22 protein-coding genes are annotated in these 20,507 nt (G+C 64.2%); 15 read left to right on the forward strand and 7 right to left on the reverse strand.

Going from position 1 to position 20,507, the window contains the following annotated elements; all coding sequences use genetic code 11:
- Positions 1-14 precede the first annotated feature (14 nt).
- Positions 15-1,283, forward strand: a complete 1,269-nt coding sequence (locus RFM68_RS11860) for a class I SAM-dependent methyltransferase (RefSeq protein ID WP_320233161.1) — start codon at positions 15-17, stop codon at positions 1,281-1,283.
- Positions 1,284-1,290: 7 nt separating this feature from the next.
- Here the strand turns inward: RFM68_RS11860 and RFM68_RS11865 are convergent, their stop codons facing one another.
- The gene (locus RFM68_RS11865) at positions 1,291-2,040 is read right to left on the reverse strand and encodes an MOSC domain-containing protein (RefSeq protein WP_320233162.1); all 750 of its coding nucleotides are present in this window, start codon (positions 2,038-2,040) and stop codon (positions 1,291-1,293) included.
- Positions 2,040-3,995: an acetate--CoA ligase gene (gene acs, locus RFM68_RS11870; RefSeq protein ID WP_320233163.1), complete on the reverse strand. Its 1,956-nt coding sequence runs from the start codon at positions 3,993-3,995 to the stop codon at positions 2,040-2,042. The genes RFM68_RS11865 and acs overlap by 1 nt, the downstream gene beginning before the upstream one ends.
- Positions 3,996-4,301: 306 nt before the next feature.
- Here acs and RFM68_RS11875 point away from each other — a divergent pair, with 306 nt between their 5' ends.
- The 7 genes from RFM68_RS11875 (at position 4,302) to RFM68_RS11905 (ending at position 11,233) form a co-directional block, all read left to right on the forward strand.
- Entirely contained in the window at positions 4,302-4,574 is a 273-nt protein-coding gene (locus tag RFM68_RS11875) for an usg protein (protein ID WP_320233164.1), read from the forward strand.
- 223 nt (positions 4,575-4,797) lie between these two features.
- A complete protein-coding gene (locus RFM68_RS11880) occupies positions 4,798-5,823 on the forward strand; it encodes a BMP family protein (RefSeq protein ID WP_320233165.1) in 1,026 nt (341 codons plus the stop codon).
- Between the two features lie 176 nt (positions 5,824-5,999).
- On the forward strand, positions 6,000-7,511 hold the full coding sequence (locus RFM68_RS11885) for an ABC transporter ATP-binding protein (protein ID WP_320233166.1): 1,512 nt from the start codon (positions 6,000-6,002) through the stop codon (positions 7,509-7,511).
- Between the two features lie 210 nt (positions 7,512-7,721).
- Positions 7,722-8,777: an ABC transporter permease gene (locus tag RFM68_RS11890; protein WP_320233167.1), complete on the forward strand. Its 1,056-nt coding sequence runs from the start codon at positions 7,722-7,724 to the stop codon at positions 8,775-8,777.
- Complete coding sequence (locus RFM68_RS11895) at positions 8,774-9,718, forward strand: ABC transporter permease (RefSeq protein WP_320233168.1); 945 nt, start codon at positions 8,774-8,776, stop codon at positions 9,716-9,718. The genes RFM68_RS11890 and RFM68_RS11895 overlap by 4 nt, the downstream gene beginning before the upstream one ends.
- Before the next feature lie 220 nt (positions 9,719-9,938).
- Entirely contained in the window at positions 9,939-10,088 is a 150-nt protein-coding gene (locus RFM68_RS11900; RefSeq protein ID WP_140698084.1) for a hypothetical protein, read from the forward strand.
- Between the two features lie 206 nt (positions 10,089-10,294).
- Complete coding sequence (locus RFM68_RS11905; RefSeq protein ID WP_320233169.1) at positions 10,295-11,233, forward strand: LLM class flavin-dependent oxidoreductase; 939 nt, start codon at positions 10,295-10,297, stop codon at positions 11,231-11,233.
- A gap of 1 nt (position 11,234) precedes the next feature.
- Here the strand turns inward: RFM68_RS11905 and RFM68_RS11910 are convergent, their stop codons facing one another.
- Positions 11,235-12,149 carry a sigma-70 family RNA polymerase sigma factor gene (locus RFM68_RS11910; RefSeq protein WP_320233170.1) on the reverse strand — a complete coding sequence of 305 codons (915 nt, stop codon included), beginning with the start codon at positions 12,147-12,149 and terminating at the stop codon, positions 11,235-11,237.
- 93 nt (positions 12,150-12,242) lie between these two features.
- Positions 12,243-12,557, reverse strand: coding sequence for an antibiotic biosynthesis monooxygenase family protein (locus RFM68_RS11915; protein ID WP_320233171.1), 315 nt, complete (start codon positions 12,555-12,557; stop codon positions 12,243-12,245).
- A gap of 275 nt (positions 12,558-12,832) precedes the next feature.
- Between RFM68_RS11915 and RFM68_RS11920 the strand changes: the two genes are divergently transcribed.
- Entirely contained in the window at positions 12,833-13,024 is a 192-nt protein-coding gene (locus tag RFM68_RS11920; RefSeq protein ID WP_320233172.1) for a hypothetical protein, read from the forward strand.
- Here the strand turns inward: RFM68_RS11920 and RFM68_RS11925 are convergent.
- Positions 12,987-13,661, reverse strand: a complete 675-nt coding sequence (locus tag RFM68_RS11925; RefSeq protein WP_320233173.1) for a cysteine hydrolase family protein — start codon at positions 13,659-13,661, stop codon at positions 12,987-12,989. The genes RFM68_RS11920 and RFM68_RS11925 overlap by 38 nt on opposite strands.
- 236 nt (positions 13,662-13,897) lie before the next feature.
- Here RFM68_RS11925 and exbB point away from each other — a divergent pair, with 236 nt between their 5' ends.
- The 5 genes from exbB (at position 13,898) to RFM68_RS11950 (ending at position 18,432) form a co-directional block, all read left to right on the forward strand.
- Complete coding sequence (gene exbB, locus RFM68_RS11930; RefSeq protein ID WP_320233174.1) at positions 13,898-14,872, forward strand: tonB-system energizer ExbB; 975 nt, start codon at positions 13,898-13,900, stop codon at positions 14,870-14,872.
- A gap of 5 nt (positions 14,873-14,877) precedes the next feature.
- Positions 14,878-15,384 (forward strand): TonB system transport protein ExbD, encoded by a 507-nt coding sequence (gene exbD / locus RFM68_RS11935; protein ID WP_320233175.1) that lies wholly within the window; start codon positions 14,878-14,880, stop codon positions 15,382-15,384.
- On the forward strand, positions 15,381-16,364 hold the full coding sequence (locus tag RFM68_RS11940; protein ID WP_320233176.1) for an energy transducer TonB family protein: 984 nt from the start codon (positions 15,381-15,383) through the stop codon (positions 16,362-16,364). Before exbD ends, RFM68_RS11940 begins: the two co-directional genes overlap by 4 nt.
- Positions 16,365-16,443: 79 nt before the next feature.
- Entirely contained in the window at positions 16,444-17,838 is a 1,395-nt protein-coding gene (locus RFM68_RS11945) for a multicopper oxidase family protein (protein ID WP_320233177.1), read from the forward strand.
- Positions 17,839-18,042: 204 nt separating this feature from the next.
- Positions 18,043-18,432 carry a hypothetical protein gene (locus RFM68_RS11950; protein WP_320233178.1) on the forward strand — a complete coding sequence of 130 codons (390 nt, stop codon included), beginning with the start codon at positions 18,043-18,045 and terminating at the stop codon, positions 18,430-18,432.
- Between the two features lie 86 nt (positions 18,433-18,518).
- Here the strand turns inward: RFM68_RS11950 and RFM68_RS11955 are convergent, their stop codons facing one another.
- Together RFM68_RS11955 and RFM68_RS11960 are read right to left on the reverse strand one after the other, a co-directional pair.
- Positions 18,519-18,962, reverse strand: a complete 444-nt coding sequence (locus tag RFM68_RS11955) for a lipid-binding SYLF domain-containing protein (RefSeq protein ID WP_320233179.1) — start codon at positions 18,960-18,962, stop codon at positions 18,519-18,521.
- A gap of 331 nt (positions 18,963-19,293) precedes the next feature.
- Positions 19,294-20,040 (reverse strand): SDR family NAD(P)-dependent oxidoreductase, encoded by a 747-nt coding sequence (locus RFM68_RS11960; protein WP_320233180.1) that lies wholly within the window; start codon positions 20,038-20,040, stop codon positions 19,294-19,296.
- Positions 20,041-20,139: 99 nt separating this feature from the next.
- Here RFM68_RS11960 and RFM68_RS11965 point away from each other — a divergent pair, with 99 nt between their 5' ends.
- A complete protein-coding gene (locus RFM68_RS11965) occupies positions 20,140-20,505 on the forward strand; it encodes a winged helix-turn-helix transcriptional regulator (protein ID WP_320233181.1) in 366 nt (121 codons plus the stop codon).
- Positions 20,506-20,507 lie beyond the last annotated feature (2 nt).

Below are 20,507 nucleotides of genomic sequence, written 5' to 3' on the forward strand. Positions count from 1 at the left end.
ATCGGGAGGTGGGAATGGACGCCGCTGTCAGAGCTGCGCGGATTGTACGCAGGGTCGTCGAAACGCTGAAGCCGGGTTTCGCAGTCAGGCTGTGGACCGGCGAGCGGATCGGGCCTGCCGATGGTCCGGTGCTCGCCATCAACGACCAGGACATCGTCTGGCAGCTGGTACGGAGGCCGGCATTCTCGACGCTGGTCGAGATGTGGATTTCAAAGACCGTGGATATCGAAGACGGCACGCTGTTCGATTTCTACGCCCTGCCTTCGCAAGGCAAGCTCAGGACGAAGCTCAAATCCCTGCCCAAGCTGGCGATCCTGCGCGACTTGCCCGCAGTGCTGTTTTCGCGAAAGCAAATGACGGCGCGCACCGATCTCTCCGGGCGTAATCCTTATGTCAGCGGATCGAGCAAGGAGGCCATCCAACACCATTACGACATTTCGAATGCCTTCTACCGCCTCTTCCTCGACGAGCGCATGGTCTACAGCTGCGGCTATTTCCAGGATTTCGCCAACGGCATCGATCAGGGGCAAATCGACAAGCTCGACCATATCTGCCGCAAGCTCAGGCTGAAGCCAGGCGAAAGGCTGCTCGACATCGGCTGCGGCTGGGGCGCGATGCTCATCCATGCCGTGAAGAATTACGGCGTCATCGGCCATGGTGTTTCACTGTCCGAAGAGCAGACGAAGCTGGCGCGCGAGCGCATTCGCGCCGAGGGTCTCGAGGACCGGATTACCATCGAGATAAAATCCTACGCCGAGCTCTCCGGCGCCTTCGACAAGATCTCGTCCATCGGCATGTTCGAGCATCTCGGGCTCGCCAATCATGCCACTTATTTCTCGGCGGTTCACCGCCTGCTCAAACCGGGCGGTATCTACCTGCACCACGCCATCACGCGACGCAGCAAGGGCGACCTGAAGAATACCCTGCGCAAGGGGCCGGAATACAAGGCGCTGATCAAGTACATCTTTCCGGGCGGCGAGCTCGACACGATCGGCATGACGCTCGGCAATCTCGAGGCGCACGGCTTCCTGGTTTACGATGTCGAGAACCTGCGCGAGCACTATGCGCGCACCTGCCGCCTGTGGGCGGAGCGGCTATATGCGCGTTTCGACGAGGCTATCGCTGAGGTGGGCGAGGCGAAGGCGCGGCTCTGGCTGCTCTACCTCACCGGCTGCTCGATCACTTTCGAACGCGCCTCGGCGCAAATCTTCCAGACCGTCGCAACGAGGCGCGCGCGTGGCCCAAGCGGGCTACCGCCGACGCGGGCGGACCTTTACCGGTGAGGCGGGGTCAGACGAAGCGCATCGGTACGCCGATCTCGATCCGCGCCGGCCGGTCGACTGTGCAGTAGACGCCGAGATTATGAGCGTTGTGGCGCACCAGGTTGCGCAGGATGCCGGGATCGGTGTCGAAACCATCCTGGGCGATGATGGTGAAGCCGCAGCGCCGGCAAGGTTCGGAGACGGTGAGCAGCAGATCGCCGACCGCGAGTTTCCTGCCGATCCATTCCGTCTCGGGAAAGGCGCCTTCGACCGGGTCCATCTCGACGACGATATTGGGGCGGAAGCGGCGCGGATCGGGCGTGCCCTCGGGATGCAGCGCCTTCAGCCTGGCCAGCGAGGCGGTGGTGAGCATATGGATCGGCGCCTTGGCATAGCGGGCCTCGGTCCGCGGACCGGCATAATCAGGGGCGGCATTCTCCACGCCGAACGGCCGGATCGAGGCCTCGAAACCGAGAAAGGCGGAGACCGCGCGGTCGCTTCGAGGATCGGGCGCCGACAGCCAGCCGCCGCCGGGCACGGCCACTTCGAGCTGCCGGTCCTCGCTCAGCCGGGTTCGGATCAGCGGCACCTTGTGCCATCTGGCCTCGCGGTCGGGCCTGGCGATCTCGCCGTCGGACGCATCGACCAGTCCGAACAGCCGGTCACCGTCAACGGTTTTCAGACCGACGGAGATGGCATCAAGCCGCTCGCCGGCGAGTGAGCTCGCCGGATAGCGCCAGAGCTCGCTGACGGTGCCCAGTGCGGCCTGGTCGATCATCAGCCCTTCTTATTCTGCCGGTTGGCGACAAGGTCGTCGACGACGGCCGGGTCGGCCAGCGTCGAGGTGTCGCCGAGCGCGCCGTAATCGTCCTCGGCGATCTTGCGCAGGATGCGCCGCATGATCTTGCCAGAGCGGGTCTTGGGCAGGCCCGGCGCGAACTGGATCTTGTCGGGCGTGGCGATGGCGCCGATCTCCTTGCGGACATGCGCGGCGAGCTCCTTGCGCAATTCCTCGCTCGAAGCGGTGCCGCCCATCAGCGTTACATAGCAGTAGATTCCTTGCCCCTTGATGTCGTGCGGATAGCCGACGACGGCGGCCTCCGAGACCTTGTCGTGGCTGACCAGCGCCGATTCCACCTCGGCCGTGCCCATGCGATGGCCGGAAACGTTGATGACGTCGTCGACGCGGCCGGTGATCCAGTAATAGCCGTCGGCGTCGCGGCGGCAGCCGTCGCCGGTGAAGTACTTGCCTTTGTAGGTCGAGAAATAGGTCTGCACGAAACGGTCGTGGTCGCCATAGACGGTGCGCATCATGCCGGGCCAGGAATCGGCGATGCAGAGATTGCCGTCGGTGGCGCCTTCCAGCACCTTGCCCTCGCCGTCGACCAACTGCGGCTTGACGCCGAAGAAGGGACGCGTGGCGGAGCCGGCCTTGAGATCGGTGGCGCCCGGCAGCGGCGTGATCATGATGCCGCCGGTCTCGGTCTGCCACCAGGTGTCGACGATCGGCACCTTGGCGTTGCCCACGACGTTGTAATACCACTCCCAGGCTTCGGGATTGATCGGCTCGCCGACCGAGCCCAGCACGCGCAGCGACTTGCGCGAGGTCTTCTTCACATGGCTGTCGCCGGCGCCCATCAACGCGCGCAACGCCGTCGGCGCGGTGTAGAAGATGTTGACCTTGTGCTTGTCGATGACCTCCCAGAAGCGCGACTGCGAGGGATAGTTCGGCACGCCTTCGAACATCAGCGTCGTGGCGCCGTTGGCCAACGGTCCGTAGACGATGTAGCTGTGGCCGGTCACCCAGCCGACATCGGCGGTGCACCAGTAGATCTCGCCGTCATGGTAGTCGAAGACATACTGGTGCGTCATCGAGACGTAGACGAGATAGCCGGCGGTGGTGTGCAGCACGCCCTTCGGCTTGCCGGTCGAGCCGGAGGTATAGAGGATGAACAGCGGGTCTTCCGCCTTCATCTTCTCCGGCTTGCACTCGGCCTTAACGGTCGCCGCCTCGTCGTGATACCAGACGTCGCGTCCCGGCACCCAGCCGGTCTTGCCGCCGGTACGGCGCACGACCACGACCTTCTCGACCTTGGTGCCGGCCTTGGCGGCGATGTCGATCGCCTTGTCGGTGTTGTCCTTGAGCGGTATCGGCTTGCCGCCGCGCAAGCCCTCGTCGGCGGTGATGACGATGGTCGACTTGCAGTCGTCGATGCGGCCGGCCAGCGCGTCGGGCGAGAAGCCGCCGAACACCACCGAATGGATGGCGCCGACCCGCGTGCAAGCCAGCATCGCATAGGCGGCTTCCGGGATCATCGGCATGTAGAGGGTGACACGGTCGCCCTTCTTGACGCCGTGCTTCTTCAGCACGTTGGCGAAGCGGCAGACATGCGCATGGAGCTCGTTATAGGTGACCTTGCGGTCGTCATAGGGATTGTCGCCTTCCCAGATGATGGCGGTCTGGTCGCCGCGCTTCTTCAGGTGGCGGTCGATGCAGTTGTAGGAGACATTGGTCTCACCGTCCTCGAACCACTTGATCGAAACCTTGCCGTCGAAGGAGGTGTTCTTGACCTTGCTGAAGGGCTTGAACCAGTCGATGCGCTTGCCATGCTTGCCCCAGAACCTGTCTGGATTTTTCACGCTGTCGGCATACCATTTGAGGTAGGTATCGTTGTCGATCAACGCATTCTTCTTCCACGCCGGCTGGACGCGGTGGACATGCACATCAGACATTTCTTGCTTTTCCTCCCGAAACGTTCCGCCGGCTTGACGACCGGCGGCATCGCGGCGAAGCGGCCACGAATTCGCGGGCATTATTAACAGTTCCGCGGCGACGGCAACATTAGACGTTGGATTCGCGTGGCGGGATGCCGCAGGGGTATGGAAAAACGCTGTCAGCACTCGCCGCGCGTCGCTGCTAACCAACTGTTTTGGCGAAGGAAAAGCCGGATACGATCAGAAAAATTCAATAGACAGTTAAGCAGTTGGGCGCAGAATCGGAGATTGGGAGGAAAGGAGATCGACCCTAAGGGGGCTGCGATGCACGACCATTGCGAAATGGACCTGATGCTCAGGGGCTATGGGCTAACCACGGCCAAGATTCTCTACCACTTCCCAGACCATCCGCATCTGCTGCAGAGCTACATCTGGCAGGACTACGACATTGCGCCGAAGTTTCCGGTGCTGATCCGCTTCATCGAGTTCTGGAAGACGAAGCTCGACGGACCGCTGCATTCGGTGACCTACACGCATCACAAGCTGATCGCGCCGAACGAGTGGCGCAAGGTGGATGGGGAGTTTCTGGTGCATTGAGTGGCGGCAAGGCGACGCAAGAAGGCACCTGACGGGCGAAGCTGGGGGAGATGCCCGGCAGGCCAGAGGGGGTGCTGTCCCGCCGACCTTCTCGGCTTGCTCGCAACAACCACACGTCAAATTTGACCATGTGGACAAAACTCAGGCGCCGTTCCATAGTCCGGCCGTCTGACATTTTTTTGAACGGCCGGCTCGACACGGCCGTCGAGCAGAGGGGACTTCAATGGAAAACGAACGTAGCAAAACGCAACGTGCCGGCCTGTCGCGGCGCAACGTGCTGGAACTCGGAGCACTCGGGATCGCGGCCGCCGCGCTGCCCGGCGAGGCCTTCGCCAAGGACAAGAAGCTGAAGGTGGCGGCGATCTTCGCCACGCCGATCGAGGAGCCGTGGGACAACCAGATCCATGTCGCCCTGCAGAAGGCCGAGAAGGAACTGGGCATCGAATACAAATGGTCGGAAAAGGTGCAGACCGCCGACTTCAGCCGCGTGATGCGCGAATATGCGCAGGGCGGCTACCAGCTGGTGCTGGGCGACGCCTTCGCCGCCGAGCGTGAATCGCGCCGTACGGCAAAACAGTTCCCGAAGACGGCCTGGCTGTTCGGCTCCGGCGCCGGCCCGGCCGAGCCCAATTTCGGCGTCTTCGACAACTGGATCCACGAGCCTGCCTTTCTCTCCGGCATGATCGCCGGAAAGATGTCGAAATCAGGCACCGTCGGCGCGGTCGCGGCAATGGGCATCCCGGAAGTGAACCGGCTGGTCAACGCATTCTTCGCCGGCGCCAAGGAAGTCAACCCGAACGTCAAGAAGAAGGTCGCCTTCATCGGCTCCTTCTTCGATCCGCCGAAGGCCAAGGAAGCGGCGGTGGCGCAGATCGATGCCGGCGTCGACGTCATCTATGCAGAGCGCTTCGGCGTCATCGAGGCGGCGGCGGAGAAGAAAATCTACGCCATCTCCAACATGTCCGACCAGTCGAGCCTAGGGCCGGACACGGTCATCACCGGACCGGTCTGGGACATGTATCCGACGGTCGAGCAGGCGATCAAACTGGTCAAGGCCGGCGTCTTCACCGCGCAGGACTATGGCGACTTCTCGCGCATGGCCAAGGGCGGCTCGTATCTGGCGCCCTTCCACAAGTTCGACAAGACGCTACCGGCGGAGGTCAAGGACCTGGTCGAGAAGAAGAAGGCCGAGATCCTAGAAGGCAATTTCCGCGTCGACGTCGACGAGAACACGCCGGTTTCGGATTGATCTTTACCCTCCCCCTTGTGGGGAGGGTCGATCCGCGAAGCGGAGCGGGGCGGGGGTCAGCGCGTACCCCCCACCCCGGCTCGCCAACGACGCTTCGCGTCCTTTGCTCACCGACCCTCCCCACAAGGGGGAGGGTGCCCAGCTCCAACGCCGTGCCCACTGGGAGCATCCTCATCTTGTCTGCCCCACTCGTCGAAATGCGCGGCATCACCAAGAGCTTCGGCGCGGTCAAGGCGAACGAGGCCGTCGACCTCAGCGTCGCGCCCGGTGAGATTCTCGGCCTGCTCGGCGAGAACGGCGCCGGCAAGACGACGCTGATGAATGTGCTGTTCGGCGCCTACGCGCCGGACGCCGGCGAGATCCTGGTCGGGAGCAGGCCGGTCGCCATCCACAGTTCGGCCGATGCGCTCGCGGCCGGCATCGGCATGGTGCACCAGCATTTTCACCTCGCGCCACGACTGACGGTGCTGGAAAACCTTCTGATCGGCATCCCCGGCAAGTCCGGCCGCATCGACCGCGCCGGCGGGCTTGCCCGGCTGAAGGAGATCGGCCGCCAACATGGGCTCAACCTCGATCCGAACCTGCCGGTCTCGGCACTGTCGGTCGGTGAGCAGCAGCGGCTGGAAATCATCAAGGCGCTGTTTCGGGGCGCCAGGCTTCTGATCCTCGACGAGCCGACGGCGGTGCTGGCGCCAAGCGAGGTCGACGGCCTGTTCGCTGCCTTGCGATCGATGGCGGGCCAGGGGCTCGGCATCATCTTCATCTCGCATAAGCTCAATGAGGTCAGGGCGCTGACCCATCGCTGCGTCGTGCTGCGGCACGGCAAGGTCGCCGGCCAGGTCGACCATCCGGCACAAACGACCTCGGCCGAAATGGCCAGGCTGATGTGCGGCCATGAAATCGTGCCGCCGACCAAAGAGGCTTCGAGCCCCGGCGCCGCCGTGCTGACGCTCGACGGCATTTCCACCTCCGGCCATGCCGGCACGCCGCTGCGCCACGTCTCGCTTTTCGTCCGCTCCGGCGAGATTCTCGGCATCGCCGGGGTTTCCGGCAACGGCCAGCGGGCGCTGGCCGACGTGATTTCCGGCATGCTGGCGCCCAAGGTCGGAGCGATGACGATAGCCGGCAAAGCGGTTGCGCAATTTTCGCCGCGTGAGCTGCAGGCGCTCGGCCTCGGCCGCATCCCGGAAGACCGGATGACGACCGGCCTTGTCACCAACCTGCCTTTAGCCGACTCCATGGTGCTGCCGCGCATCGGCACGGAAGCCTTCAGCCGCAAGGGGCTGCTCAATCCGGCTGCGATCCGCGCCTTCACCGAGGCGCAGATCAAGGCCTATGACATCCGCTGCCCCGGCCCGATGGTGCGCGCCGGCGCGTTGTCCGGCGGCAATCTGCAGAAGGCGCTGCTTGCACGCGAGCTCGCCTTCGACCCGAAGGTGCTGATCGTCTCGCAGCCGACGCGCGGCCTCGACATCGGCGCCGCTCGCTTCATCCACGAAAAATTCCTGGCTATGCGCGCCAAGGGCTGCGGCATCATCGTCATCGGCGAGGACCTCGAGGAATTGCTGATGCTCTGCGACCGTATCGCGGTGATGTATGAGGGCTGCGTCGCCGGCACGCTTTCGGGTGCCGAGGCGACGGTCGCGCGGCTCGGCCTGATGATGACCGGCGCGGAGGAGAGGGCGTAGCATGAGTTTCTTTGCGAAGCGGACCCCCACCCCTAACCCCTCCCCACAAGGGGGAGGGGAAGCTGCCGCACGCCTTTCTTTTACGATAGGGGCTGCGATTTGCTGTGGTCAGCGCCGACGGGAATTCCCCTCCCCCTTGTGGGGAGGGGTTAGGGGTGGGGGTCCTTCTTCGTCAGAATCCTTATGCGACGGGGCGAAGGGCCAGAATTGATGTTCCGCCTCGAAGCTCGCACCAGTACCCCCGCCTGGTTCAACCTCGCGCTGCCGCTGGTCGCCATCGCCGCCACACTCATCCTGTGCAGCGGGCTGATCGCGGTCGCAGGCGCCGGCGTGGTCGACGCCTATGGCGTGATGCTGGCCGCCTCGCTCGGCGACAGCTACGCCATCACCGAGACCTTGGTGCGCGCCGCCCCGATGATCTTCACCGGTCTGGCGGTCGCCGTCGCCTTCCGGGCAAAATTCTGGAACATCGGCGCCGAGGGTCAATTGCTGGCCGGGGCGGTGGCGAGCTGCGCCGTCGGCGCGATCCCGATGCCGGGTTACCTTGCGATGTTTTTGATGGCGGTCGTCGGTGCCGCCGCCGGCGCCCTCGTTGCGCTCGTTCCGGCGACGCTGCGCGTGAAATTCAAGGTCGACGACGTGGTGAGCTCGCTGCTGCTCAACTCGGTCATCTATTACGCGCTGATGGCGCTGATCGAGGGACCGTGGAAGGACACGTTCAGCGGCTATCCGATCTCGCCGCCGATCGAGGATTCGGCCAATTTCCCGGTGCTGATCGAGGGCACGCGGCTGCATCTCGGCGTCATCGTGGCGCTGATCGCCGCGCCGCTGTGCTGGTTCCTGATCGCGCGCACCACGCTCGGCTTTCGCATCCGCGTCACCGGCGAGAATCCGGAAGCGGCGCGCTATGGCGGCATCAATGTGCAGCGCGTGCTCATCTCCACCGCGCTGCTTTCTGGCGCGCTTGCCGGGCTCGCCGGCGTCGGCGAGGTCGGCGGCGTACACTTCCAGGTGATGAGCGACATCTCGCCGGGCTATGGCTATTCCGGCATCGTCGTCGCGATGCTGGCCCGGCTCAACCCGCTCGGCGTGGTGCCGGCCGCGATCTTCCTAGCAGCCGTCATGACCGGCGCCGAGGCGATGTCGCGTGCGACCGGCGTGCCGGCCTTCCTCAGCGATGTTATTCAGGGAACTGCATTGCTTGCCATGCTGGTGGCGCTGCTCTTCACCGCCTATCGCATCCGCCGCGTGGGAGCGTCCGCATGAGCTCGGTGTTCGAACAGATTTTCCAGGTCGGCTTCCTCGCCGCCATCATTCGCATCGCCACGCCGCTGGCCTTCGCCACGCTCGGCGAAATGTTTTCCGAGCGCGCCGGCGTGCTCAATCTCGGCATCGAAGGCATCATGCTGCTTTGCGCCATGGCCGGCTTCACCGCCGCCAGCCTGAGCGGCAGCCTGTGGCTGGGCGTGCTGGTTGCCGTGCTTGTCGGCGCGCTGATGGGTGCGCTGCATGCGCTGTTCACCGTAGCGCTGGGCCTCAGCCAGCATGTCTGCGGCATCGGCGTGACGCTGTTCTCGTCCGGCCTTGCCTATTTCCTCTACCGGCTGATCTTCGGCCAGCAATCGGTGCCGCCCAGCATCGACGGCTTCAAGCCGGTGCCGATCCCGCTGCTGTCGGACATCCCGGTGTTCGGCCCGGCGGTTTTCAACCAGTTCACGCTGGTTTATCTCGCAATCATCGCCGTCCCGCTCGCCGCCTTCGTGCTCTACCGCACGCCATGGGGACTGTCGGTGCGCATGGCCGGCGAGAACCCTCGCGCGGCGGACTCTGCCGGCGTCAACGTCGTCGCGACGCGCTTCCAGGCGGTGATCCTCGGCGGCGCGCTGATGGGCCTTGCCGGCGCCTTCCTCACCATGGCGCAGTTCAACGCCTTCACCTTCGGCGTCGTCTCCGGGCGCGGCTGGGTGGCGATCGCGCTGGTCGTGTTCGGCCGCTGGGATCCTTGGCGCTCGGCCGGTGCGGCGCTGCTCTTCGCCTTCGTCGATGCGCTGCAATTGCGCATGCAGGCGAGCGGCCTGGGCCACATCCCCTATGAAGCGTTTCTGATGCTGCCCTTCATCTTCACCATCGTCGCCATGGCCTTCATGTCGCGCAACGCGGTGGCGCCTTCAGCCCTGCTGAAACCGTTCCGGAGGGAGGAGCGATAGCGACGGTTTCCCCGCCTCCGCGAAGGTTGGGAGACCGGCGCGGCACATCCCCTCTCCCACCGCTTCGAGCGCTGGGAAAGTCAGCTCTGCCATGCGCGCGCGAGCATGAAAAACCACAATATGCGTCATCTTGAAAATGTCGTTCCAGAAACCATCCGAAAATAGCAATCGACAAAGTCTACTAATTTTATAGATTAATGGTCGCGACGGAGGATCGACCATGTCCTACATTCAGAACGCCCAACGCAAAGGCCAAAGGCTTGCCGCCGACCGGAGCTGGAGGCCCGCCTATGGCGGCACGTTCGCCTACCTCGTCTTTGCGCTGGCATTTGTGTTCACCGGCGCCGTCGTCTTCGGGATCATCCCCTGACCGAGCCGGGGCCAGAGTAATTCCAGGAAAAGTGTGAGCGGTTTTCCGTCCGGAATTGCGTAAAAAGCAAGACCCCGCCGTCCAAAAATCTGAGTTGAGTAATCGGAGCTGAAGACTGGCCGCGGGCCGGCGCGCTGTCGCGCGCCGACGAGATGGATTTCATTCGGGTTCGGAGCGGGGCGACCGACGTGATGGAGGAGATGGCAATGCCGATCGAGTTCACGCATGTTCCCGGGAAGCCTGCCAATGGCAGCTTCTTCTATGATTTCGCCGAAACCGCGACCAAATTGTCGCTGATCGAGGACGCTGGCTTTCGCAAGCTGGTGGTGGACGATCCGGCCGGCCTGCTCACCAATATGGACATCGCCGCGCAGACGCTCGACCGCACCGGCTCGCTGGAGGTGGTGCTGACGCATTGGGCCGGCGTGATCGAGCCGACGGTAGCGGCAAGGCAGCTCGCCGCGCTCGACCGCAGAGGTGGCGGCCGCCTGTCGCTTCGTGTGCTGAGCGAGCCGCTGGAAGACAGCGATGCGGAGGCGCGCCCCGTCGGCCACGGCGTGGTCTGGCAGCGCATCGACGAATATCTGGTGCTGTTGAAGCGGCTGTGGTCGAACGACAGGCCCTTCGACCACGAAGGCGCCTTCTATAGCGTCCGCGGCGGCTTCGTGCCGCGCAAGGGTCCGCATGGCGCTGATCTTGCCATGCGCCTCGGCGGACAGTCCGGCACGGCGCTGAAGGTCGCCGGGCGGCATGCCGATGTCTTCGAGCTCGCCGCCGGCTCGCCCGACGAGGTGCGGCGACTGATCGAGCGTGCGCGCGGCGCCGCCGCCGAGCACGGCCGAGGCGCAAGGCTGCGCTTCGCGCTTCCGGTACGCATCCGCCCGGATGGCTGGGCGGGCACCCCGGATCACAAGGCAGTCGAGATTGCCGGGCCACCAGCGCGGCTCGCCTTGGCGCTTTTGCCCTATGCGGCGCTGGGCATCGAGGAGTTCATGATCGGCGGCATCGACCGTTTGGGCGAGATCGCCCGCATCGGGCGTGAGACGATCACGCTGGTCGCGAATTCGCTGGCGCGCCGCGAGGCGGAGATCCCGCAACCGGGTGCATTTACCTCGCACTCCATTGCCGAACACCGCGCAGGCTAAGTCATTCCGCCCCGGAATAGTCCAGGCCATCCATCACATAATCCGCGAACAGGAAGTCGCGGATGCCGGCGATCCGGTCGTTCTCCCAATTGATCAGGATGAAGTAGCGCGGCGGCCCGTCCGGGCGGTCGGGACTGGTCACCAGGATGGCGGGCCGGCCTTCGACAAGCCCGGTCGTGAAATGCCAATGCGTTTCGTCGGCATAGCGGCCGAAGTAATTGCCGACATATTCCTTGCCGTCGGCGCGCAGGCGATTGACCAGCTCGAGCTTAACGTCCTGGGCCAGAATGCCGCGCAGGGCATCGAAATCCCTGGCGTTGAAGGCGGCGACATAGTCGCCGAGGCGTCGCATTTCCTCTCGGTTGAGCGCCGGGCGCGGCGACGCCATCTGCGGTGCGGCCGCCAACTTGCGCAGGCTCTCGCGGCCCCGCTGCAGCGCGCCCTTGATCGCCGTGTCGGAGGTTTCGAGGATTTCTCCGATCTCCTCCAAGCTGTGGCCCAGCACATCCTTCAACACGACCGTGCACCGTTGCGCCGGCGGCAGCTGCATCAGTTCGGCCAGACTCGCCTCGGCGGCCATGTGCGCATCCAGCGCCGAGTTCTCGTCGGCAATGACGTCGAGATCGACCTCGCTTTCGCGTCCGCGCGAGCGGGCGCGCTTGCGCAGGAAATCAAGCGCCGCGTTATGGGCAATGCGAAACAGCCAGGATTCGGTCTTGTCGGGCATGTCGCCATTCCTGATCGCCACGAAGCCTTTGGCCAGAGCCTCCTGGACGATGTCTTCGCCATCGATGACCGATCCCACCATCCGCGAGGAGTAGCGGTGCAACTTGGCCCTCAGCAAAGCGGCGTCGCGCTCGAAGGCGCGAAGCCTTGCTTCGGTCGCCGCAACGGTATGGTCATGCGAACCGGTCACGCAGCCTCAACCTCTTTGTTTGACGCAATTCCGGACGGAAGGTCACGGCGAAGGCGCCGAACCTAACCGTTTCACACTTTTCCTGGAATTGCCTCAGCTCTCAACACCGCCAATATGGGAATAGGTGGTGTGGCCCATCATGCTCTCGCCTGCGGCCAGCTCGACGATGCTCTTCATGTAGCTCGCGAAGCGGGGGGCGCTGCGGAAGGCGGCGATGTCTTCGGCCGAGCGCCATTGCGAGATGTTGGCGACCTTGCTGCCGTCGCCGCCGACGACCACGGACGACGACAGCGAGCCCGGCTGCTTGCTGAAGAAGCTTTTCGTGCCCTCGGCGAGGGTCTTGGCCAGCTCCTGCTGCTTGCCCGGCTTGGCGGTGAAGACGTTGATCAAGGTCACTGTGGTCGACATGACTTGGCTCCGTTTGTCCTGATGGCGGAGGCCGTCGCGGCTCTCGCACCCGTTACGACCCTCAAGACGAACCCGAAACCTAAAACGGAACGGTGCGGGCGAAAAATTTTGGCGATCGATCAAATTCGCGATCCGGACGTTGCCATGGGCCTGTTGAGCGGCCGCCGCGCCTGTTGTTCAGAAAAATCTTCTCCTAGCCGTTCCGACAGGCATCCCTGTTTCGTCTTGGTGAGTGCCGGGCTTGCGACGCCGGCATCAACCAACGGAGAAGCAAAATGTCGATCCTGTCATCCATCGGTCGCATTGCGACCGAATATGCCGCGACCCGTGCCCGCTATCGGGCAGAGCGGACACTTTATCTGCTGCCGCTTGACATCCGCAAGGATATCGGCTGGCCGGAACTGGGCGGGCGCGGCGGTCCCGAAGTCGTCAGTTCGTCCCGTCTGCGAGTCGTGATAGCGCGGTGACGACGGCCGCGGAGTCCGACAGCGCGCCGAAGACGCCGTCCTCGACCGTCACCATGTGCAGGGCGGCCTCGTGGGCCCTTTGGTCGCCGCTGGCGCAGGCGTCCGCGATCGTCAGGCACTGAAAATTACGGTCGCAGGCCTCGCGCAAGGTGGTGTGCACGCAGACGTCCGTCGTGCATCCGGTGAGCATCAGATGCGAGATGCCCCGTGCGCGCAGCACCAATTCCAGATCCGTATAGGTGAAGGCGCCGTTGCAGGTCTTGTCGATGACGATGTCTTCAGGCCTGACCTCGATATCGGAAACGATCTGGAAGCCCGGGCTGGAGCGCAGCAGGATATCGGTCCCGTCGAGCCCTGCCCGCTTGCGCCGCCATTTCTCGTAAGGCGTCATGTCGGCCATGTCGGCGCGGTAGCCTTGCCTTGTGTGGATGATGGTGAGGCCGGCGGCGCGTGCGGCGTCGATCAGCCGGTTCACCGCCGGCAGGATGGCTCTCAGCGGCGACGGATCGTAGCCTTTCCTGGCAAAATAGCCGGTCGGCGACAGGAAATCCTCCTGCAGGTCGATGATGAGCAGTGCGGTATGTTGCGGCAGCAGCCTGCCGTCATAGGGAAAGTCGAACGGTATCGCCTTGATCATCGGTCGCCTGCTTCGGTTGTTGTGCGCATCGTGCCCAGCTACCGCCTTGCCGTCCAGACCTCACAACACGTCAGGCCGGGATCAGGGATGCCGTTGCGAATTGTTGATCAACATAGTCACCTTTATAGTTGACTTACAAAGTCATGTTTCATAATCAACCGGCATTGGCCGCCTGGCACCTACCCGAATGGCGGCCAGCCGATCAGTTACATGCCATGATGAAGCGAGGGCGAGCCTTGTCCCGGAACGGTCTTTTCGCGGCGCTGGCCGCATGCCTCTTCCTCTCGGCTGGCATCGCCACGGCACAGGAACAACCGGCAACGCCTGCGTCGGCCATGCAGGCGCCAGCGCAGCAACCGGCAGCCCTCGGTTTGCAGATGCCGGTAGCGCAGGTTCCGGTGGCGCAGACGCCAGCGACGCAAACGCCCGCCGTACCGGTAGGGCCGGCCGCCCAGCCCGCTTCGAACGGCGTCGCGGCTGAAGAACAATCCGTCATTTCGCTGACACTGCCGCATGATCTGTCGCCCTGGGGCATGTTCATGAATGCCGACATCGTCGTGAAGGCGGTCATGGTCGGCCTGGCCTTCGCTTCTCTCGTCACCTGGACGATCTGGCTCGCCAAATCGCTGGAGGTCTTCGGCGGCAAGCTGAGAGCGCGTCGCGCCGCCAATGCGATCGGCAACGCCGCGACGCTGATGCAGGCCGGCCGGGAACTTGGCCATGCCGGCGGTCCGGCCGCGCTTCTGGTGCGGGCGGCGGAGGAAGAACGGGCGCTTTCGACCGGCGCGCTCGACCATGCTTCCGGCGACGGCCTCAAGGAACGCGTCGCCTCCAGGCTTTCGCGCATCGAGGCGGCAGCGTCGCGGCGCATGTCGCGCGGCACCGGCCTGCTCGCCACCATCGGCTCGACGGCGCCCTTCGTCGGCCTGTTCGGCACCGTCTGGGGCATCATGAACGCCTTTATCGGCATCTCGCGGGCGCAGACCACCAACCTTGCCGTCGTCGCACCCGGCATCGCCGAGGCGTTGCTCGCCACCGCGATGGGCCTGGTGGCGGCCATTCCGGCGGTGGTCATCTACAACGTCTTCGCGCGATCGATAGCCGGCTACAGGCAGATCCTCGCCGACGCTTCGGCCGGCGTCGAGCGGCTGGTCAGCCGCGATCTCGACTTCCGCACGGTGCCGCCCGCGACCGCGATAGCGGCGGAGTAACGGCGATGGCGGCGCGGATTCGCGAGACGGCTGGCGACGATCTCGAGGAAAGCCACGACATCAACGTGACGCCGTTCATCGACGTCATCCTGGTGCTGTTGATCATCTTCATGGTCGCGGCACCGCTCGCCACCGTCGACATCGATGTCGACCTACCGGGTTCTGCGGCGACGCCGGCGCCGCGCCCCGAGACGCCGCTCTTCCTGACGCTGAAAAGCGATCTCACGCTGGCGATCGGCAATGACAGCTTGCCGCGTCCTGCCTTTGCCGGGATGCTCGACAGCCGCACCAGGGGCGACAGGCAGACGCGCATTTTCCTGCGCGCCGACAGGACGGTCGACTATGGCGACCTGATGGAGGTGATGAACCTTTTGCGCGCCGCCGGGTATCTGAAGGTCGCGCTGGTGGGGCTCGAAACAGCATCGGGCGGTGCTGGCGAGCCGCCTGTGCCTGGGACCCCGGCGACCGGCGCGAGCTTCCTGCCGACACCGGGTGGAGGCTCGGCGCCATGACCGTCGCCGCCCTTTCCGGGATTTCCGAGCCGCGCTTCGGCGCGCGTCAAGCCGGCTTGTGGACGAGCGCCGCCGCGATCATTCTGGCCGCGCATGTGGCGGTTGCCTATGCGGTGCAGAATTTGAGTTTCGTCGAAATGCCGGATGGCGGCCCGCCGCCGGCGCTGGCGGTCGAAATGGCGCCGTTGGTCACCGCGCCTGCCGTGCCGGAAGACACCGCCATGCTGGACACGATGGCACCGGAGCCGCCCGATGCGGCCGAGGAGGCCGAAAAGCCCATCGAGGCAAAACCCGTGGCCGATCCGGCGCCGGTGATGGAACAGACCGAGCCGGTCTCCGAACAGCCGCTCGATGCCGACAAGGCGCAAGAGGCCGAGCCGGTCGAACAGACCATGGCGGCGCTGAGCGAGCAGCCGCCGTTGGACGAGGTCGTGCCGGATCCTGTCGAGACTATCGCGCCCGACGTCGTCATTCCGCTGCCGAGGCCGAAACCGGTCGAAGCGGACGTCAAGGCGCAGAAGCCCGTCGAGGCGAAGAAAAAAGCTGAGAAGAAGCCGATCGAAAAGCCGAAAGAGCCGCCGAAGACGGAAAAGGCCGCACCTCCCAGGACGACGACTACGGCCAGCATCGACACCAGGGCAGCGGCAAAGGCGGCGGCGCCGCAATCCTCCAATGACGCGCCACGATCGAGCATCAGCCCGTCGCGCTGGAATTCGAGCCTAGCCGCGTGGATCAGGCGCCACACCCGCTACCCAAGCGCGGCGCGCTCCAGGCGAGCCGAAGGCACGCCGAGCGTGACCTTCACGGTCGACAGCTCCGGCAGGGTAGTCTCGGCCCGGCTGGCACGATCGTCGGGCGACGGCGATCTCGACCGCGCGGCTCTCGGCGCATTGCAGGGCGCCTCGGTGCCGGCGCCGCCGGCGGAACTCGGCGCACGCGTCACCCGAACCGCGCCCTTCGTCTTCAGCCTGCGGGACTAGGCTGGAGAGATGGATAATGATAGGCGCCTTTGGGGTTCAGCCCTCAACCGCCCTAGGATCCTGTCCTTCGGAAAGCCATATGACCGTGTTCACGCGACGCAGACTTCTAAAAGCTACCGCTGCCGCCGGTCTCGCCGGCATTGGCGCCTCCACCATCGGCAAGTTTGCCGGCTGGGCGGCGCTGAAGCCCGAGCCGCTGGTGCTGAAGACCACAAGTATCGAGGCGCGGCTGATGGACGGTGCGCCGACCAAACATGTCCTGACCTATGGCGAGGCCGGCATGCCGCCGGTGGTCAGGATGAGGAAGGGCGAGCCGTTCGCCGCGCGGCTGATCAACGGCATCGACGATCCGACGACCATCCACTGGCACGGCATCCGCGTTCCCAACAAGATGGACGGCGTGCCGTTCCTGGTGCAGCCCTATGTCTATCAGGGCGACCATTTCGACTATGCCTTCACGCCACCCGATGCCGGCACGTTCTGGTACCACTCGCATTGCAACACGCTTGAACAGATGGGCCATGGCCTGACCGGCGTGATCGTGGTCGAGAACCCGAACGATCCGGTTTTCGATATCGAGATGGTCGTCAACCTGCGCGACTGGCGGCTCGGTGACGACGGCCAGTTCATCGAGCAGTTCCGGCCGCGCGACGCGGCGAAATCCGGCACTTTCGGCACGGTGCGCACCGCCAACTGGCTCGACCAGCCGCAATTCGACGCGCCGGCCGGCGGACTGGTGCGGCTGCGGGCCGCCATCACCGACGTCACCCGCATCTATGCCTTCCGTGTCGATGGCGCCGAGGCGGCGGTCATCGCCCTCGACGGCAATCCGGTGCCGCAGCGCTTTACGCCGGATGCCTTGCAGCTTGGACCCGGCCAGCGGCTCGAGCTTGCCATCCGCATGCCCGACGACGAAGGCGCGATCGTCGGCCTGCGCGATGTCAGGGGCACCAAGCCGAAAATCCTGGCGACGCTGCGTTCGGTCGGCAGATCGCTCAAGCACGATCTTCGCGATCTCGGCTCTTTGGAGGCCAACCCGGTGGCGGAGGTGGATCTTGCAAGCGCCAAGCGCATTCCGCTGGCGCTCAGCGCCACCGCCGAAAACGTTCCGGCCAACAGCATTTGCGGCTCGCTCGGCTACAGTTTCTGGGCGATCAACAAGGTGCCGTGGCCGGGCGACACGCCGGACCCGACCGCGCCGCTGGCGGAACTCAAGCTCGGCCAAAGCTACATTATCGACATGGAGAACCTCACCCCGCATTCGCACCCGATCCACCTGCACGGCATGAGTTTCAAGGCGCTGTCGTCCTCGACGCGCGCGGTCCAGCCGCTCGTCTCCGACACCTACCTGATCCAGCCCAATGAGAAGGTGCAGCTGGGCTTCGTCGCCGACAATCCCGGCGACTGGCTGCTGCATTGCCACATCATCGAGCACCAGAAGACCGGCATGACGAGCTATCTTCGGGTGGTGTGAAGCCGTCTCGTTTGCGTGAGGCGGGTTGACCCCGCGGCTTGATTGCCTAGGTAGCCAACTGGGCGGGCGGGGCGACACGCAACTTCGACCGACGGCATGACATCATCTTCGCGCATTCGAAAACTTGCCCTTGTCGCGGCAGGTATTCCCCTCCTGTCTTCTTGCGTCATCCCCGACGATACATCACGGGTCGCGAAAGAGGACGTGACCACTGCCGCCGCCCGCAAGGAAATGGTCGGCCTCAGCGAGGCCGACATTCGTATGTGCGCAGGCTTTCCGAGCGCGACGGCCGATGTGGGATCGTCCGGCCAGATCTGGACCTATCAGCGCACCGTGCAGCGCGGCAATCTCAACATCGTGGTGCCGACTTTGGCCGTGGGCGCGATTCCCGCTGTCGGCGGTTCCGTCAATGTCGCCCCCGGCGGCTATTGCAACACGCAGATTCGCATGCTCAACGGCCACGTTGCCGAGGTTGCCTATGCCGGCGACAACAACCTGCCGAACAGTCGCGACGCGCTCTGCGTCAGCACGGTGGACGCCTGCGTGGCTTACGCGCGCCAGCACCGTTACAAGGCGCCGGCGGTTTCCAGGTGAGTGGAACCACGTGAAAGCATCAGGGAACTGACGGCCGGATCCCTGGATCCGGCGAATCCGCCCTGTCCAGGGCGAAATTACCGCTCCTACCTCTTCAGCGCGATGCTCATGCCGCTGAGATCGGCGTTGACCTGCAGGCCGACCTGCCTGCCGGTGAGCTGGAGCTGGGCGCCCTTGTCATTGGTCATGACGATCACCTGTGCGCCTCTGCCGAGCGCGCCGCCGCCGCCGGCCGCGCCGTAGACGCCCGTCACATCGCTGGCGCGGCGGATATGGCGCACCCTGCCCTGGAAATAGGTCTTGGACGCGCCGAAGGCGAGGCCGCCCGAGATACCGCCGACCGAGATCGGATAGTGTTTGCCATGGAAGGTCAGCGTGCCGTCGCCGCCGGAGCCGCCGATGAAGAAGGCCGCCTTGTAGACGGAAAAGCGGATCGTGCCGCTGTCGGCATGCGCGGCGCTGGCAATGCTCACGCCCGCGGCGGCGATTGCCGCGACCGCGACTGAACGGAACCTGGACGAAATCTGCATGATGGTGACCTCCTCGAGCATCGCCGCTTACCCACCGGCCGGGGCATGATCAGCTTCAAAACTATAGCTGGAACTGTCATGCCCGGCCATTGGTTCCAAGCACACGGACCGAAATCCGGCGGTCACAAAATGCTGAGCGAGGAAGGCAAAAGCGATGAGAAGCACAGGCTTGTGTCGGCTAACCTCTAAAAGCGGAATTGTCTATGACACGTTCGAGTGCCAGCTGATTGTTATGACGTAACGTTCGAATCCTACCCAGTCCGCCATAAGCTGTAGCAGAGCGAGCCCCGGATTACTGGAGCGTCGCTCGGTGCGGGGATTCGATCTACCGTCAGACTTGTGCGGCTCCGCCGTCAACGAAGACCTCGCTACCTGTCATGAAGCTGCTTTCATCCGAGGCAAGGAAGAGCGCCACAGCCGCCGTCTCCTCGGGCTGTGCAACACGCCCGAGCGGCGTCTGAGCGGCGAAGCCCGCCAGCAGCGCATCTTCCTCTCCCGGCGTCGCCAAGCCCTTGACGCCGGGCGTCTCGGTGGAGCCGGGAGAGAGCACGTTGATACGGATGCCGGTCCCCTTCAGGTCCAGTGCCCAGCTTCGGGCAAAATTGCGGATTGCGGCCTTGGTCGCGCTGTAGACGCTGAACGCAGGCGTTCCCATCGAGCCCGTGGTCGACCCTGCGAGGATGATGGATCCGCTGGCCCGCATAAGCGGCAGCGCCTTTTGCACCGTGAACAGCGTTCCCTTGACGTTGACGTCGAACGTCAAATCGAACGACGCCTCGTCGATAGCGCCCAGCGGGGCAAACTGACCGAGTCCAGCATTGGCGAACAGAACGTCTATCCGTCCACTCTTCGCGCGCACCTTCGCAAACAGACGATCGAGGTCGTCCATACGCGAAATGTCGCCCTGCACCGCCGTCACTCCGGAGCCGATCGCTTTTACCGCCCTGTCCAACTCCTCCTGGCGACGGCCGGTGATGAAAACCTCGGCGCCTTCCGCCACAAACCGTTTGGCGGTCGCCAGACCGATGCCGCTGTTGCCTCCGGTTATGACGGCGATTTTGCCTTCAAGTCTGCCCATTTCGATCTCCTAGAGAATGATCACTCTTTCGAAATAGACACCGGCCTTCTTTTCTTCTAGTATGTACCTTTTGGTAAGTACCAGATTGGAGCATGCGAAATGGCCACACCTGACTTTGTCTGTGGGCTGGACGCTGCGTTGGCTGTCATCGGCGGCAAGTGGAAGCCTTTGATCCTGTTTCATCTTTCCCACGAAGCCCGACGCTATGGTGACCTGAGGCGCGCCATCGGAAACGTCAGTGACAAAATGCTTATCCAGCAACTCAAGGAACTGGAGGCTGATGGGATCGTCGATCGGCTCGACTTCAAGGAAATTCCGCCGAAAGTCGAGTATTCCCTCACTGCGTTCGGTCAGACCCTCGCCGGAGCTTTGAAGCCGCTATGCGCCTGGGGTATGGAACATCTGATCGAAGTCGAAAAACTCGTGTCACGCCGCGGCGCGTCCAAGGTGGCGAAAGTCGCCTAAGT

Source organism: Mesorhizobium montanum, assembly GCF_033977145.1.
Lineage (GTDB): Bacteria > Pseudomonadota > Alphaproteobacteria > Rhizobiales > Rhizobiaceae > Mesorhizobium > Mesorhizobium montanum.